This window comes from Micromonospora sp. NPDC051141 (assembly GCF_044455765.1).
GTDB lineage: Bacteria > Actinomycetota > Actinomycetes > Mycobacteriales > Micromonosporaceae > Micromonospora.
Genome location: NZ_JBITFD010000002.1, coordinates 394265 through 410581 on the forward strand (window position 1 = coordinate 394265; position 16317 = coordinate 410581).

At 73.4% G+C, this 16317-nt stretch carries 13 protein-coding genes; 4 read left to right on the plus strand and 9 right to left on the minus strand.

What is annotated here, in order from left to right; all coding sequences use genetic code 11:
• Positions 1–143: 143 nt before the first annotated feature.
• Entirely contained in the window at positions 144–1202 is a 1059-nt protein-coding gene (locus ACIA6B_RS04125) for a glycosyltransferase (RefSeq protein WP_396770780.1), read from the plus strand.
• 87 nt (positions 1203–1289) lie between these two features.
• Entirely contained in the window at positions 1290–2297 is a 1008-nt protein-coding gene (locus tag ACIA6B_RS04130) for a DUF389 domain-containing protein (protein WP_396770782.1), read from the plus strand.
• Here ACIA6B_RS04130 and ACIA6B_RS04135 read toward each other — a convergent pair.
• Together ACIA6B_RS04135 and ACIA6B_RS04140 are read right to left on the minus strand one after the other, a co-directional pair.
• Complete coding sequence (locus tag ACIA6B_RS04135) at positions 2260–2694, minus strand: hypothetical protein (RefSeq protein ID WP_396770784.1); 435 nt, start codon at positions 2692–2694, stop codon at positions 2260–2262. The two genes, ACIA6B_RS04130 and ACIA6B_RS04135, sit on opposite strands and share 38 nt — an antisense overlap.
• 254 nt (positions 2695–2948) lie before the next feature.
• Complete coding sequence (locus ACIA6B_RS04140) at positions 2949–5471, minus strand: Tex family protein (RefSeq protein ID WP_396770786.1); 2523 nt, start codon at positions 5469–5471, stop codon at positions 2949–2951.
• Between the two features lie 171 nt (positions 5472–5642).
• Between ACIA6B_RS04140 and ACIA6B_RS04145 the strand changes: the two genes are divergently transcribed.
• Both ACIA6B_RS04145 and ACIA6B_RS04150 read left to right on the plus strand, forming a co-directional pair.
• On the plus strand, positions 5643–6905 hold the full coding sequence (locus tag ACIA6B_RS04145) for a nucleotide sugar dehydrogenase (protein WP_396770788.1): 1263 nt from the start codon (positions 5643–5645) through the stop codon (positions 6903–6905).
• 45 nt (positions 6906–6950) lie between these two features.
• Positions 6951–8462, plus strand: a complete 1512-nt coding sequence (locus tag ACIA6B_RS04150) for a deoxyguanosinetriphosphate triphosphohydrolase family protein (RefSeq protein WP_396770790.1) — start codon at positions 6951–6953, stop codon at positions 8460–8462.
• 7 nt (positions 8463–8469) lie between these two features.
• On the opposite strand, the gene ACIA6B_RS04155 is transcribed toward ACIA6B_RS04150, so the two are convergent.
• From ACIA6B_RS04155 to ACIA6B_RS04185, 7 genes are all read right to left on the minus strand, one after another.
• Entirely contained in the window at positions 8470–9114 is a 645-nt protein-coding gene (locus ACIA6B_RS04155) for a NeuD/PglB/VioB family sugar acetyltransferase (RefSeq protein WP_396770792.1), read from the minus strand.
• Between the two features lie 5 nt (positions 9115–9119).
• Positions 9120–9788, minus strand: a complete 669-nt coding sequence (locus ACIA6B_RS04160) for a sugar transferase (protein ID WP_396770794.1) — start codon at positions 9786–9788, stop codon at positions 9120–9122.
• A 108-nt stretch (positions 9789–9896) separates the two neighbouring features.
• Complete coding sequence (locus tag ACIA6B_RS04165; RefSeq protein WP_396770796.1) at positions 9897–11042, minus strand: MBL fold metallo-hydrolase; 1146 nt, start codon at positions 11040–11042, stop codon at positions 9897–9899.
• Positions 11043–11125: 83 nt separating this feature from the next.
• The gene (locus ACIA6B_RS04170) at positions 11126–12073 is read right to left on the minus strand and encodes an SDR family NAD(P)-dependent oxidoreductase (protein WP_396770798.1); all 948 of its coding nucleotides are present in this window, start codon (positions 12071–12073) and stop codon (positions 11126–11128) included.
• The gene (locus ACIA6B_RS04175; protein WP_396770800.1) at positions 12070–13254 is read right to left on the minus strand and encodes a zinc-dependent alcohol dehydrogenase; all 1185 of its coding nucleotides are present in this window, start codon (positions 13252–13254) and stop codon (positions 12070–12072) included. The genes ACIA6B_RS04170 and ACIA6B_RS04175 overlap by 4 nt, the downstream gene beginning before the upstream one ends.
• A 369-nt stretch (positions 13255–13623) precedes the next feature.
• Positions 13624–14385, minus strand: coding sequence for a succinate dehydrogenase/fumarate reductase iron-sulfur subunit (locus ACIA6B_RS04180; protein WP_396770802.1), 762 nt, complete (start codon positions 14383–14385; stop codon positions 13624–13626).
• Entirely contained in the window at positions 14382–16316 is a 1935-nt protein-coding gene (locus ACIA6B_RS04185) for a fumarate reductase/succinate dehydrogenase flavoprotein subunit (RefSeq protein ID WP_396770804.1), read from the minus strand. The genes ACIA6B_RS04180 and ACIA6B_RS04185 overlap by 4 nt, the downstream gene beginning before the upstream one ends.
• Between the last annotated feature and the right edge of the window lies 1 nt (position 16317).

Consider the following 16317-nt stretch of genomic DNA (forward strand, 5'->3'; position numbering starts at 1 on the left):
ACCTCTCCCTCTACCCTCCGACCAGGTCGAGTCGTGTGTGACGATCAGCAGGGAGGGCCGAGATGGCCACCGTCATCCCCACCGGGGCCGCGGCGGCGACGCCCCCGACCGCTGGCCGAGGCGCCACTCGCACGGTCGTCTTCGTGGCGGGCGTCGGAATGACGCTCACCAACATCGTCGCGCCCGTCGCACGCTCGCTCGCCGACCGTGGCATCCGGCGGGTGGCGGTGGCCGGGCGTGGTTCCGTCGGCCCCGAACTGCTGGCTTCCTTCGACGAGGTCCGCGAGGTGACGCCGTTCCGCCGGGGGCGACCGGCGGAGATCGTCCGGGCGGCCGGGGAACTGCGTCGCATCGTCCGCGAGGAACGGGCGGCCCTGCTGCACCTGCACTCGCCGTTCGGCATCGCGGTGGGCCGGCTCGTCGCCCGCAGCAGCCGGACCCGCCATCTGGCGGTGGTGAGCGGTACCCTCTTCGGCGTCCCGGGGATGTCCGGCCGCGTCTTCACCGTGGCCGAGGCGGTGTCCGCGTGGTGCACGCCCACCTACGTCACCCTCAACCCGGAGGACGAGCGCACCTACCGCCGTCTCGCGCCCTGGAGCCAGGTCCACCGTGCGCCGTGCGGAGCGGCCGGGGTGGACCCGACGCAACTGCGCCTCGACGACGCCGCGGACCCGGCGCCGAGGGTCCGGCCGCCCCGGGTGCTGGTGCTCGGCCGCCTCACCCCGGACAAGAACCTCGACCTGGCGGTCGCGGCGTGGCGCCGGGCCCGGTCCCACCTGCCGGATCTCGAACTGCGCATCGTGGGGTCGTCGCCGCCCGGCGAGAGGGCGTGGACGCCACCTGCCGAGCCGGGGGTGAGTGTCGGTCCGTGGACCTCCCGGCCGGGCGCGGAGCTCGCCCGGGCCGACGTGCTGCTCTCCACCAGTGGCCGGGAGGGCCTGCCGATGACCCAGGTGGAGGCGCTCAGCCTCGGCACGCCGGTGGTGGCGGTGCAGAACCGGGGCAGCCGCGCGTTGGCCGACCAGGTGGAGGCGGGGTTCACGCTGGTGCCGGCCGGCGCCGAGGCGGTGGCGGACGCGCTGCTGGACCAGCTGCGGGCCAAGCGGGTGGTGGTTCCGGCCCAGGTGCTGCGGAACTGGGAACGGCAGTCGGTGGTCGACTTCCACGTCCGGCTGATCCTGCGGGAGCTCGGGGTCGGGTGATCGGGCTGGCGGACCGTCCGCGGGGTCCGGCGGCGCGGTGTAGGGTGCGACGACCTGTGTCCCGACCGGCCGTCCTGGAGTTTGCCCGTGCTGCACCTGAGGGTGATCGCGCCCGGCGACCGGTCGTCGGCCGTCGTCGACCTGTTGGCCGCCGACCCCGGCGTGACGCACCTCGTGGTGCTCCCCGGCGCCGCCCGGGAACCGGCCGGCGACTACGTCACCTGCGACGTGGTCCGGGAGAGCGCGGACGGGGTGCTGCACAAGCTGCGGGAACTCGGCGTCGAGGCGCACGGGGCGATCGCCGCCGAGGACGTGGAGCTGACGCTCTCCGCGGCGGCCGACCGGGCCGCCGACGAGGCTCCGGGGCACGGCGAGGACGCGGTGGTCTGGGACGAGATCGCGGCGAAGACAGGTGAGCAGACGGTGCTCACCGGCACCTTCCTCGCGCTGATCACCGTGGCCACCATGATCGCCGGTATCGGCGTGCTGCTCGACCAGCCCATCCTGATCGTCGGCGCGATGGTGGTCGGCCCCGAGTTCGGCCCGCTCGCCGCGCTCTGCGTGGCGCTGCTGCGCCGTCAGCCCGGCGTCGTCGGCCGCTCGGTGCAGGCCCTGACCGTCGGCTTCCTCGTCGCCATGGTGGCCACCGTGTTGAGCACCTGGGCGCTCACCGCGGCCGGTCTGGTCAGCCGGGACATGCTGCTCGCCGAGCGCCCGCTCACCGACTTCATCTGGCGCCCGGACGCGCTCTCCTGGGTGGTCGGGCTGCTCGCCGGTGTCGCCGGCATGCTGTCCCTGACCTCGAAGAAGTCCGGCTCGCTCGTCGGCGTGCTGATCTCGGTGACCACCGTCCCGGCGGCTGCGAACGTGGCGGTCGCGGCGGGCTACGGAGTGTGGCACGAGGCGGCCGGCTCCGCCCTCCAACTGGTGATCAACCTGGCCGCCATCGTGCTGGCCGGGCTGCTCACGCTGGTGGTGCAGTTGTGCTGGTGGCGGCGGGTGGCGCGGCGGGCCGGGCGGGGAGTGCCGCGGCAGCGGGCCGACCGGCCGACGCCGGTCACCGCCAGTCGTCGCCCGCCTCGAGACGCCGGCTGAGCAGCGTCGCCAGCGGAACGGACTCGCCGTCCCGGCCGCCCCGCCCGACCACCAGCGGGGGCGCGCTCGGCGGCGGCTCGGCCCCGAACAGCCGCGCCCCCAGGCTCGGCGGCACGCTGAGCAGGTAGAAACGCCCGTCGGTGTCCACGGCCCGGCTGCGCGCCCGATCCACGTACCAACCGGTGATCCGGGTGCGGTAGCGACCGCGGCCGTCGTGGGCGGTCGCGACCAGCCGGTCGGTCGCCAGGCCGCGCCGTCGCGCCTCGGCGGCGAACGCGGCCACCAGCTTCGCGGCCTCCGCCTGCTCCGCGGCGCGTTCCCGGGCGTCGGCCGCCGCGTGCGCCGCCACGGCCCGACGTTGCCGCTCCCGCCACTGCGCGTCGTCGTCCACACCCACGACCGCGAGGGTACGCCCGCGCCGCGCGCCCGCGCGCGTCCCACGACCGCCGGGCCGGGCGGCCCCGCTCGTGTGGGCGGGGTCCGGCGCGGTCGCGGTCCACCGGCCGGGTCCGCGGTGCTGGCCGGGTCGCGGGACCCGCCCGGCGTGGGCGGGCGCCACCCGCCTCGCGGCGCTGTCGGGCTGAGTCGTTCGTGACATCACCGCCGAGTCGTTCGCGCTCTCAGCTCGGCAGGGCCGCGACCGGCGACGGGTCAGGCCAGCCCGGCGCGGCGCAACGCCTCCGCCATGGCGTCGTTGACCGGCGCGGAGGCGCCACCGCCGCGCCCCTGACGCGGCTGTGAGCCGCCCCGGTCCCCACGCTGACGGCCGCCGCCCTGCCCGCGGTCCTGTCCGCCGCTTTGGCCGCCGCGCTGGCCGCCGCCCTGCCCACGGTCCTGCCCGGCCTGCCCGCCGCCGGCCTGCCCGCCACCCGGACGGCCACCGCCCGCACCGCCTCGGCCACCGCCCGCACCGCCTCGGCTGCCGTCCGCACCGCCTCGGCCGTCGCGGTCCCGCCGGCCCTCGCCGCCGGCCGGGCGTCCGCCGGTCGGCGCCTCGTCGTCCAGACGCAGCGTCAACGAGATCCGCTTGCGCGGCACGTCCACGTCGAGCACCCGCACCCGGACCACGTCGCCGGACTTCACCACGTCGCGCGGGTCCTTGACGAACGTGTGCGACATGGCGGAGACGTGCACCAGACCGTCCTGGTGCACGCCCACGTCGACGAACGCGCCGAACGCGGCCACGTTGGTGACCACACCCTCCAGCACCATGCCGGGCGTCAGGTCGCCGATCTTCTCGACACCCTCGACGAACGTCGCGGTGCGGAACTCCGGCCGCGGGTCGCGACCGGGCTTCTCCAGCTCGGCCAGGATGTCGGTGACGGTGGGCAGGCCGAACGTGTCGTCCACGAAGTCGGTCGCCCGCAGGCCGCGCAGGATCGCGGACCGGCCGATCAGCGCGCGCAGGTCCTGCCCGGTGGAGGCGAGGATGCGGCGCACCACCGGGTACGACTCGGGGTGCACGCTTGACGAGTCGAGCGGGTCGTCGCCGCCCGGGATGCGCAGGAAGCCGGCGCACTGCTCGAACGCCTTCGGGCCGAGCCGGGCCACCTTCTTCAGCTCGGTCCGGGTGCGGAACGGCCCGTTCGCGTCCCGGTGCAGCACGATGTTCTCCGCCAGCCCGGCGCCGATCCCGGAGACCCGGGTGAGCAGCGGCGCGGAGGCGGTGTTGACGTCCACGCCGACCGCGTTGACGCAGTCCTCGACGACGGCGTCCAGCGAGCGGGACAGTTTCACCTCGGACAGGTCGTGCTGGTACTGCCCGACGCCTATCGAACGCGGGTCGATCTTCACGAGTTCGGCGAGCGGGTCCTGGAGACGCCGGGCGATGGAGACCGCCCCGCGCAGCGACACGTCCAGCCCCGGCAGCTCCTGCGAGGCGTACGCGGAGGCGGAGTAGACCGACGCGCCCGCCTCGGAGACCACCACCTTGGTCAGTGTCAGCTCGGGGTGCTGCTTGATCAGCTCACCGGCCAGCTTGTCGGTCTCCCGGCTGGCGGTGCCGTTGCCGATCGCCACCAGCTCGACGCCGTGCGTCGCGGCCAGCGTGGCGAGCGTGTGCAGCGACGCGTCCCACTGCCGGCGCGGCTCGTGCGGGTAGATCGTGTCGGTGGCGACCACCTTGCCGGTCGCGTCGACCACGGCCACCTTGACGCCGGTGCGCAGGCCCGGGTCGAGACCCATGGTGGGCCGCGCGCCGGCGGGCGCGGCGAGCAGCAGGTCCCGCAGGTTGGTGGCGAAGACCCGGACCGCCTCCTCCTCGGCCGCCTGCCAGAGCCGCGTCCGCAGGTCGGCGGCGAGGTGGATGAGGATGCGGGTACGCCAGGCCCAGCGCACCGTGTCGGCCAGCCACCGGTCGGCGGGGCGGCCCCGGTCGCTGACGCCGAACCGGCCGGCCACGGCGGCCTCGTAGCGGCTGGGCCCGGTGACGGTGTCGGCGTCGTCCTCGGCGTCCGGAGCCATGGTCAGCTCCAGCACGCCCTCCTTCTCGCCGCGGAACATGGCGAGGATCCGGTGCGACGGCAGTTTCGGGTACGGCTCGGCGAAGTCGAAGTAGTCGGCGAACTTGGCGCCGGCCGCCTCCTGGCCCTCGCGTACCCGGGAGACCAGCCGGCCCCGCGACCACATCTGCTCGCGGAGCGTGCCGATCAGGTCGGCGTCCTCGGCGAAGCGCTCGATCAGGATGGCCCGTGCCCCGTCCAGCGCGGCGGCGGCGTCGGCCACGCCCTTCTCCGCGTCGACGAAGCCGGCCGCGGTGGCGCGCGGGTCCTGCGTCGGGTCGGTGAGGAGCGTGTCGGCCAGCGGCTCCAGCCCGGCCTCGCGGGCGATCTGCGCGCGGGTCCGCCGCTTCGGCTTGAACGGCAGGTAGATGTCCTCCAGCCGGGACTTCGAGTCCGCCGCCAGGATCTGGGCTTCCAGCGCGTCGTCGAGCTTGCCCTGACCGCGGATCGACTCCAGCACCGCGGCCCGCCGCTCGTCCAGCTCCCGCAGGTAGCGCAGCCGCTCTTCGAGCGTGCGTAGCTGCGCGTCGTCGAGGGTGCCGGTGGCCTCCTTGCGGTAGCGGGCGATGAACGGCACGGTGGCGCCGCCGTCGAGCAGCTCCACGGCCGCCCGCACCTGACGCTCGGCGACGCCGAGTTCCTCGGCGATCCGCTGGTGCACAGACTGAGTCACGATCTTGCTCCGCCTCTTCCCGGTGAGTTCGTCGTGCATTCTGCCCGCCGGTGCCGACGGTCGCGCAGCCGCCCGATGGCAAAGCCGACGAATAACATGAAAGCGCCCCTGCGCTGCCAACGGTGCCTCTAGCCTCCAACCAGGAATTTCTACTCCTGTCTGGAGAACCGGGTGATCACGGAGAAAGTAGTCGTCATCGGTCAGGGCTACGTCGGTCTGCCGCTGGCCGTACGCGCCGTCGAGGCCGGCTTCGACGTGGTGGGCCTGGACGTGGACGCCGACCGGGTCAAGCGGCTCGCCTCGGGGGAGTCCTACGTGGAGGACATCCCGGCCGAGCGCCTCGGCCGGGCCCTCGGCAGCGGCCGTTACCGCCCGAGCACCGAGTACGCCGACGCCGAGGGCTTCGACGTCTGCGTGATCACGGTGCCGACCCCGCTCCGGGACGGCACCCCGGATCTGAGCTTCGTCGAACAGGCCGGCCACCACGTCGGCCCGTACGTGCGGCCGGGCGCCACGGTGGTGCTGGAGTCGACGACGTACCCGGGCACCACCGAGGAGCTGTTGCGCCCGCTCCTGGAGACGGCGAGCGGACTGCAGGCGCCCGGGGACTTCCACCTCGGCTACAGCCCGGAACGCATCGACCCGGGCAACCCGACCTGGCGGTTGGAGAACACCCCCAAGGTGGTCTCCGGCGTGGACGCCGCCGCGCTGGAACGGGTGGACGGCTTCTACCGCCGGATCGTGGCCCGCACGGTGCCGGTGCCGTCCACCCGGGTCGCGGAGCTGACCAAGCTGATCGAGAACACGTTCCGCCAGGTGAACCTCGGGTTGATCAACGAGCTCACGATCCTCTCCCACCACCTCGGCATCGACGTCTGGCAGGCGATCGACGCCGCCGAGACGAAGCCGTTCGGCTTCATGCCGTTCCGGCCCGGGCCCGGCGTCGGCGGCCACTGCCTCCCGATCGACCCCTGCTACCTGTCCTGGCAGGTCAAACGGCGGCTGGGCCGGCAGTTCCGGTTCATCGAGCTGGCCAACGACGTCAACCACGAGATGCCCGAGCACGTCACCCAGCGGATCATGGCCGGCCTCAACCGGGCCGGCCGGGCGGTCAGCGGCGCCCGGCTGCTGATGCTCGGCCTGGCGTACAAGAAGAACACCGGCGACATGCGTGACTCGCCGGCGGTGGACGTCGCGCGCCGGCTGTGCGACCTCGGCGCGGACGTGCGGGCCGCCGAGCCGTACGCCGAGCCGCACCAGATACCCGCCGGCGTGCTGGTCGTGCCGCTCACCGAACACGAGGTCGACGCCGCCGACGCGGTGATCGTCGCGACCGACCACGACGTCTTCGACTACGAGATGGTGGCCGGCCGGGCCCGTTACGTCTTCGACGCGCGGAACCGGTGTTCGGGACCGACAGTGGAGCGGCTCTAGGAGCACCCCGACCCGACCGCCGACGGCTGCGCTAGCGTGGCGATCATGGAGGCACCTGCGGATCCACGGGCCCGGCGACTCTTCGGGGGCAGCGCCCGGGCGCTCGGCGACCTGGCCGCCGGTCCGTTCCGGGCCGACCGGGACCGGATCGTCGGCTCGCCGTTCTTCGCCCGGCTGAACGGCGTCACCCAGGTGATCAGTCCGGGCGGCTCCGGCCTGCTGGTGCACAACCGGCTCACGCACAGCCTGAAGGTGGCCCAGGTGGCCCGCGCGATCGCCGAACGGCTGACCGCCGACCCGGCGCACCGGGACCTGCTGGAGAAGCTGGGCGGCTGCGACCCGGACGTGGTCGAGGCCGCCGCGCTCGCCCACGACCTCGGGCATCCGCCGTTCGGGCACCTGGGGGAGCGGGTCCTCGACCGGCTGGCCCGGCAGCGGCTGGGGCTGCCGGACGGCTTCGAGGGCAACGCCCAGTCGTACCGGATCGTCACCAGCACCGAGATCCGCGGCGCCGCGACCACCGGGCTGGACCTGACCGCCGCGGTCCGGGCGGCGATGCTGAAGTATCCGTGGACCCGGCTGGACCATCCCGACCCGCATCCGCGGCACCTCGACCCGACGCCCCGGGGCGCCGCGCCGCCGCCGGACGACCCGGAGAGCGGGTCGCTGAAGTTCGGCGCGTACCGCACCGAGCTGGACGACCTGCGGGCGGCCCGGGAGCCGTTCGCCGGGCGGATCCCGGACTGGCAGCAGACGCCGGAGGCGTCCGTGATGGACACCGCCGACGACATCGCGTACGCCATCCACGACGTGGAGGACTTCTACCGCGTCGGGGTGCTCCAGCAGGGCGCGGTGGCCGCCGAGCTGATGGCCTGGCAACGTGAGTGCGGGCACCTGCGGTCGATCACCGCCTCGGCGCTGGACACCGCGGGCCGGCGGCCCGGCACGGCGATCGAGCGGCTGCGCCGCCAACTGCACCGCAAGGACGGCTGGATCGCCGACGACGAGGCGTTCGCCGCAGCGGTCGAACACGTCCGCGAGGAGCTGGTGGAGGGGCTGCTGGCGTTGCCGTTCGACGGCTCGATCGAGGCGGAGCAGTACGTCGCCCGCTTCTCCGCCCGCTGGTCCACCCGCTTCGTGGACGCCATCACGGTGACCCCGGAGCCGGACGTCCGCTCCGGGTACGTGCTGCTGGGCAAGGCGCAGTGGCACGAGGTGCAGGTGCTCAAGTTCGTCCACCACCGGTTCGTGCTGGCCCGTCCCGACCTGGCGCTGCACCAGCGCGGCCAGGCGCGGCTGCTGGACACGCTGGTCGAGGCGCTCTGGGAGTGGCTGCTGGACCCGGAGGAGGAGTCCCGGCTGCCCCGCCGGCTGCACGACCTGGTGGAGCTGGCCGAGGCCGAGCTGCACCCGCGTACCCCGGACCGGATCGGCCGGGCCCGGGGCCGGGCCATCGTCGACTTCGTCGCGCAGCTCACCGACGGTCAGGCGGTGGCGATGCTGGACGCGCTCTCCGGGCGTTCCGGCGCGTTGTGGACCGACGCGTTCGTGCTCTGAGGCCCGCTCAGCGCGCCGGTACTCCCTTGACCACGAGGCCCGGCGCCACGTCGCGCACCACGCAGGCACCGGCGCCGACTGTCGCGCCGGCCCCCACCCGGACGCCCGGCAGCACCACGGCGCCCGCTCCGACCAGCGCTGCGGTGTCGATGCGGCAGTCGCCCGACACGGCCGCGAGAGGGTGCAGGGAGACGTAGTCACCGACCACACAGTCGTGGGCGAGGGTGGCGTTCTGGTTGACGTGCAGGTGCCGGCCGGCGGTGACTCCGGTGGTGATCCGGCCGCCGGCGAACACCACCAGACCCTCGGCCGACACCAGGTCCGGGCCGACGGTCGCGTCCGGGTGGACGAGGCTGGCCGCGGGCAGGCCGAACACGTCGACCCGCGTGCCGACGACCCGCCGGATCCGTGGGTCGCCGAGGCCGAGGACGACGTGGGTCGCCGGCGACAGGCGGCCGAGTGTGGCCACGGTCCCGAGGTAGCTGACACCTGTCGACTCGACGCGCTTACGGTTCCGCTCCGACGGGTCGTCGTCGACGAAGCCGACCAGTCGCCAGGGCGGCCGGTTCGCGGCGGCGTTGACCGCGGCCACGACCTGCGCGATCTCCCGACCGTGGCCGCCGCATCCGACGATGACGAGGTCGAGACCCATCTCCGCTACCGTCCCGCCGTCGCCGGTTCGGGCTGCTCCGGGGCGGTGCCGCGGAACTCGTGCGCGGTGGCGGTGCCAGGTGCGTTGATTCCCCGCCGGCGGAGCACGGCCACCGCCGTCCGGGCCAGGATGCGGGCATCGAGGCTGAGGCTCCAGTGGTCCACGTACCGGAGGTCGTAGGCGAACCGCTTCTCCCAGTCGAGCTCGTTGCGGCCGTTGACCTGCGCCAGGCCGGTCAGCCCCGGTCGGACGGCGTGGCGCCGGAACTGCTCCGGCGTGTAGAGATCGCGGTAGCCGGTCGGGAACGGGCGAGGACCCACGAGGCTCATGTCCCCTCGCAGGATGTTCCAGAGGCTGGGCAGTTCGTCCAGGCTGGTGGACCGCAGCCACCGCCCCAACGGGGTCAGCCGGAGCTGGTCGTCGTCGGGCGAGAAGGCGTGGCCGCCGCCGGCCATGGAACGAAACTTCACGATGGTGAACTCGCGGCCCCGCCAGCCGATCCGCCGTTGCCGGAAGAGCACCGGGCGGCCCAGGCCGAGCAGCACCGCGACCGCCACCACGGCCAGCACCGGGGCCATGACCACCAGCGCGGTCGAGGCGACGACGACGTCGACGACCCGCTTGACGACCGCGACGCCGCCCCGGGGTGAGGTGGGTGTCGCGGGATCTACCACGCTTGGGGAGAGGCGAACCTGCATGCTGTCCTCCGGCCGCTGACTCGTCAGCGAACAGAGTACGCAAAAACGGACCGAAGAGTGCCTTGTCTGTCTTTTTCCGCCAAGTCAGGCGATCGCCTGCCACCAGCCGTCCACCGCCGGCGGCTCGTCCACCGCGACCCGCTCGCCGGGGCGCGGCACCGCCAGCCGGACGCCCCGCGCCTTCGCCTCGGCCCAGAGCCGGTCCACCGGCTCCGACCAGTCGTGCAGGGCCAGGTTGAACGTGCCCCAGTGCACCGGCACCAGCAGCTCGCCACGGACGTCGAGGTGGGCGGCGACCGCCTCCTCCGGGAACATGTGGATGTTCGGCCAGGCCCGGTCGTACGCGCCGATCTGCATGAGCGTGACGTCGAACGGGCCGTGTTCGGCGCCGATCGCGGCGTAACCGTCGAAGTAGCCGGAGTCGCCGGTGTAGAACACCTTCCGCCGCGCGCCGGCCACCACCCAGGAACTCCAGAGCGTGCCGTCGCGGCGCAGCCCGCGCCCGGAGAAGTGCTGCGCGGCGGTGGCGGTGAGCGTCACGCCGCCGACCCGGTGGCGCTCCGACCAGTCCAGCTCGACGATGCGGTCCGCCGGCACGCCCCAGCGTTCCAGGTGGGCGCCGACGCCGAGCGGCACCAGGAACGGCGCGGACTGGTGGGCCAGCAGCCCCCGGATCGTCGCCATGTCCAGGTGGTCGTAGTGGTCGTGCGAGATCAGGACGGCGTCGAGCCGGGGCAGTTCGTCGAGGCGGACCGGCGGCTCGTGGATGCGGCGCGGGCCGACCAGCGCCGACGGTGAGCACCTGTCGCTCCACACCGGGTCGAGCAGCACCCGGTGGCCCTCGATCTCCACCAGCGTGGAGGCGTGGCCGTACCAGATCACGTTCAGCTCGTCGGCCGGGTCGGCGGGCGCGGCGTCGGTCGGGCGCAGCAGCGGCACGGCGCTGCCCGGCCGCCGCTTCTGCTTGCCGAAGATCAGCTCCCGGACCAGGTTGCGGCCCGGGTCGGCGACCATTGTGGCGTTCGTGCCGGTCGGGTTGTGGAACGTGCCGTCGCGGAACCGCGGTGACCGGGCGGCCCGTTCCGCCCGGGCGCCGGTGAGCCGGCCCCCGAGCTGGGCCGGCACGTCACGCGCCGCCCACGCCAGCCCGGCCACGGCGGCCAGCCCGGCGAGCCGCCACCCCCGCCCGCCGCCCGCCGTGCCCGGTTCGCGTTCCGTCGGTGCCCGCATGGTCGTCCCCTCCGCCGTGTCCCGCAGTACACGGTAGCCACCACCGTCCCCGTTCGTGGAACGACGGGGGTGGGGACGCTGACTCAGCTCAACCGCCGCCGTACCGCCGACCCGACCATCGCGGTCGCCCCGCCCACGGTCCGGACCACCCGCGACAGGTCGGGCAGCCAGCCGCCCCGGACCGCCTCGCCGGCCGGGTTGGGCGTGAACACCGCGCCCTCGGTCGGCGGCACCGGCCGGCCGGTGAGCCCGCCGAGCCGCATCAGTGGGCCGACCAGCACGTCGTAGACGGCCGGCAGCGCGGTGAAACCGACCCGCATGACCAGGTTGACCCGGCCCACCGAGATCTCCCGACGGGGCTTGTCGGCGCAGTGCGCGATGGCCCGGGCCACCCGTTCCGGGGTGGTGATCGGCAGCGGGGGCCGCCCGATCCGTCCCACGTAGTTCGCCGCCTGCTGGTAGACCGGGGTGTCCACGCTGCCGGGGGTGACCAGGCAGACGTTGACGCCGGGCAGGTCCCGGGACTCCTGCTGCAACGCCCGGGCCAGCCCTTGCAGGCCCCACTTGCTGGTGACGTACCCGCTCATGTAGGGCGCGGTGATGTGACCGAGCACGGAACCGGTGAGGATCAGCGTGCCCGCACCGGCCTCCTTGAAGTGCCGCAGCGCCACCCGAGCCACCCCGGCGGAGCCCAGCAGGTCGGTGCGGACCACCTGCTCGAAGACCTCCGCCGGGATCTCCTCGAAGCGCCCGTACGCCATCACGGCGGCGGTGTGCACCCAGACGTCGATCCGGCCGAACCCGGTGACCGCGGTCGCCGTGAGCGCGTCCAGCGCGCCCGGTTCGGTGACGTCGGTGGGCACGACGCGCACCTCCGCCGCGCCGGCGGCGGCGCACTCCCGGCGTACCTGCTCCAGGGTTTCGGGCGCGCGGGCCGCGAGGACCAACCGGTCCCCGCGGCCCGCGAACTCCCGGGCCGCCGCCCGGCCGATCCCGCTGGTCGCGCCGGTGACGACCACCGTCCGGGTCACGGTGCGAGCACGACCTTGACGCAGCCGTCCTCCTTCTTCTGGAACATCTCGTACGCCTGCGGCGCCTGCGCCAGCGGCAGCCGGTGGGTCCGCAGGTCCTCGACGCCCAGCGGGTCGTCGTCGCCCTCCAGCAGCGGAATGATCTCGTCCACCCAGCGGCGCACGTGGCACTGGCCCATCCGCAACTGGATGCCCCGATCGAACATCTCCATCAGCGGCATCGGGTCCTGCTCGCCGCCGTACACCCCGGAGATCGAGACGGTGCCGCCGCGCCGGACCGCCTTGAGCGCGGCGTGCAGCACCACCAGCCGGTCCACGCCGGCCGCGTCGATCATCGGCTGGGCCAGCTTGTCCGGGAGCAGCCCGGCGGCGGCCTGCGCGATCTTGCCGACCGGCGCGCCGTGCGCCTCCATGCCGACCGCGTCGATCACCGCGTCCGGGCCCCGCCCGTCGACCAGGTCGATGAGCGCGCCCGGCACGTCGTCGAGCTGGCTGACGTCGAGCACCTCGATGCCGTGCCGGCGGGCCATCTCCAGCCGCTCCGGCACCAGGTCCAGGCCGATCACCCGGCCGGCGCCGAGGTGCCGGCCGATCCGGGCGGAGAACTGCCCGACCGGGCCGAGGCCGAACACGGCCAGCGTGCCGCCGGGCGGGGTGTCCGCGTACTTCACCGCCTGCCAGGCAGTGGGCAGGATGTCGGAGAGGTAGAGCCAACGCTCGTCCGGCCCGGTGTCGGGAATCTTGATCGGGCCGAACTGGGCCTGCGGGACGCGCAGGTACTCGGCCTGGCCGCCCGGGACCGAGCCGTAGAGCGAGGTGTAGCCGAACAGCGACGCGCCCTTGCCCTCGGCCGTCACCTGGGTGGTCTCGCACTGGGCGTAGAGCTGCCGCTCACACATCCAGCAGTGCCCGCAGGAGATGTTGAAGGGGACGACCACCCGGTCGCCCTTCTTCAGCCGGGTCACCCCGGGGCCGACCTCCTCGACGATGCCCATCGGCTCGTGGCCGAGGATGTCGCCGGGCTTCAGGTACGGCCCGAGCACCTCGTACAGGTGCAGGTCGGAACCGCAGATGGCGGTCGAGGTGATCCGGACGATCGCGTCGGTCGGCTCCTCGATCCGGGGGTCCGGGACGTCCTCGACCCGGACGTCACGCTTGCCTTGCCAGGTCAGTGCCTTCATGCCTGAATGTCCCTCCTCGGTGCCGTCCATGGGACTGCTACCCGCGCGAAGTGACTTGAACCGGCGGCGTTTCCTCGCTGTCCACCGCCGCTGCTCCGCGGCCGTCCCGCTCGGGCCCGGCGCGCCGGTGCGGGCCAGCCCGATGGGTGCCCCGAGAGTGCCTACGAACTTGATGACGAATGTGGTTCAGCCCCACGCCCGTGCCGCGCCGTGCGGGCCGGCTGTGCCCATACCAAGATCGGCCGGGGCCAGGGCCGGGGCCAGGGCCGGGGCCGGGGCCGGGGCCGGCGGGGCTGCGTACGCCGGAAAGGGCCGACCGCCGCGCCCCTGGCTGCGGGGCGCGGCGGTCGGGTGGTTCGGCGGCGAAGGTCAGGAGCCGGGGGTGCCGGCCCGCTTCGTGGTCGCCTTGAGGTAGTCCCGGTTGAGGCGGCCGATGGTGTTCAGCGGAATGCCCTTCGGGCAGGCCGAGGCGCACTCGCCGATGTTGGTGCAGCCGCCGAAGCCGGCCTCGTCGTGCGCGTCCACCATGCCGATCACCCGGGTGTAGCGCTCGGGCTGCCCCTGGGGCAGCAGCGAGAGCTGGGTGATCTTGGCGGCGGTGAACAGCATGCCGGAGCCGTTCGGGCAGGCCGCGACGCAGGCGCCGCAGCCGATGCAGGCGGCCGAGGAGAACGCGGCGTCCGCGTCGTCCTTCGGCACCGGGGTGGAGTGCGCCTCCGGGGCGCTGCCGGTCGGCGCGGTGACGTAGCCACCGGCGGCGATGATCTTGTCGAACGCGTTCCGGTTCACCACCAGGTCCTTGACGACCGGGAAGGCCCGGGCCCGCCAGGGCTCGATGTCGATCGTGTCGCCGTCGGAGAACTGCCGCATGTGCAGCTGGCAGGCGGTGGTGCCGCGCTGCGGGCCGTGCGCCTCGCCGTTGATCATGAGGCTGCACGCGCCGCAGATGCCCTCACGGCAGTCGTGGTCGAACGCGACCGGCTCCTCGCCGTCGAGGATCAGCCGCTCGTTGAGCACGTCGAGCATCTCCAGGAAGGACATGTCCGGGGACACGTCCGGCACCGGGTAGGTCACCATCCGACCCTTGTCCTCGGGGCCGGTCTGGCGCCAGATGCGCAGGGTCAGGTTCACTTGTAGCTCCGCTGCGAGGGGTGGACGTATTCGAAGGTCAGGTCTTCCTTGTGCAGCACGGGCTCGCCGGTGCCGGTGTACTCCCAGGCGGCCACGTACGCGAACCGGTCGTCGTCGCGCTGCGCCTCGCCGTCCGGGGTCTGGTGCTCGGCCCGGAAGTGGCCGCCGCAGGACTCCTCGCGGTGCAGGGCGTCGATGCACATCAGCTCGGCCAGCTCGAAGAAGTCGGCCACCCGGCCGGCCTTCTCCAGCGACTGGTTGAGCCCCTCGCCGTCGCCCGGGACGCGGACCCGCTGCCAGAACTGCTCGCGCAGCGCCCGGATCTCGGCGATGGCCTTGCGCAGCCCGGCGTCGGAGCGCTCCATGCCGCAGTGCTCCCACATGATCTGGCCCAGCTCCCGGTGGAACGAGTCCACCGTGCGGTCGCCGTTGACCGCGAGCAGCCGCGTGATCCGGTCCTCGACGTCGGTACGTGCCGCGACCGCCTCCGGGTGGCTGGCGTCGACCTTCTCCATCGGGTTGGCGGCCAGGTAGTTCGCGAGCGTGCTCGGCAGCACGAAGTAGCCGTCGGCCAGGCCCTGCATCAGCGCCGAGGCGCCGAGCCGGTTCGCGCCGTGGTCGGAGAAGTTCGCCTCGCCGATCACGAACAGGCCGGGGATGGTCGACTGGAGGTCGTAGTCGACCCAGAGACCGCCCATCGTGTAGTGCACGGCGGGGTAGATCCGCATCGGCACCTGGTACGGGTCCTCGCCGGTGATCCGCTCGTACATCTCGAAGAGGTTGCCGTACTTGGCCTCGATGGCCTTGCGGCCGAGCCGGTCGATGGCGTCGGCGAAGTCGAGGTAGACGCCGAGGCCGGTGGGGCCGACGCCGCGTCCCTCGTCGCACACGTTCTTCGCGGCGCGGGAGGCGATGTCGCGGGGGACCAGGTTGCCGAAGGACGGGTAGATCCGCTCCAGGTAGTAGTCCCGCTCGTCCTCGGGGATGTCCCGCGGGCCACGGTCGTCGCCCTTGGCCTTCGGCACCCACACCCGGCCGTCGTTGCGCAGCGACTCGCTCATCAGGGTCAGCTTCGACTGGTGGTCGCCGGAGACCGGGATGCAGGTCGGGTGGATCTGGGTGTAGCAGGGGTTGGCGAAGTACGCGCCCTTGCGGTGCGCCCGCCAGGAGGCGGTGACGTTGCAGCCCTTGGCGTTGGTGGAGAGGTAGAAGACGTTGCCGTAGCCGCCGGAGGCGAGCACCACCGCGTCCGCCATCTCGGTGCTGATCTCGCCGGTGACCATGTCGCGGACCACGATGCCGCGCGCCCGGCCGTCGACGACCACCAGTTCGAGCATCTCGTGGCGGGCGTTCATCTCCACGTTGCCCAGGCCGATCTGCCGTTCGAGGGCCTGGTACGCGCCGAGCAGGAGCTGCTGGCCGGTCTGGCCCCGGGCGTAGAAGGTGCGCTGCACCTGGGCGCCGCCGAACGAGCGGGTGTCGAGCAGGCCGCCGTACTCGCGGGCGAACGGGACGCCCTGGGCGACGCACTGGTCGATGATGTTGACCGAGACCTCGGCCAGCCGGTGCACGTTCGACTCCCGGGAGCGGAAGTCGCCGCCCTTGACCGTGTCGTAGAAGAGGCGGTGCACCGAGTCGCCGTCGTTGCGGTAGTTCTTGGCGGCGTTGATGCCGCCCTGCGCGGCGATCGAGTGGGCCCGGCGCGGGCTGTCCTGGTAGCAGTAGGACTTCACGTGGTAGCCCTGCTCGGCCAGCGTCGCAGCGGCGGAGCCGCCGGCCAGGCCGGTGCCGACCACGATCACGGTCAGCTTCCGGCGGTTGGCCGGGTTCACCAGCTTCATGTCGAAGCGGTGGCGGTCCCACCGGGTCTCCACCGGGCCGTCCGGGGCCCGGGTGTCGGCGATCGGGTCGCCCTCGGTGTACAGATCCATG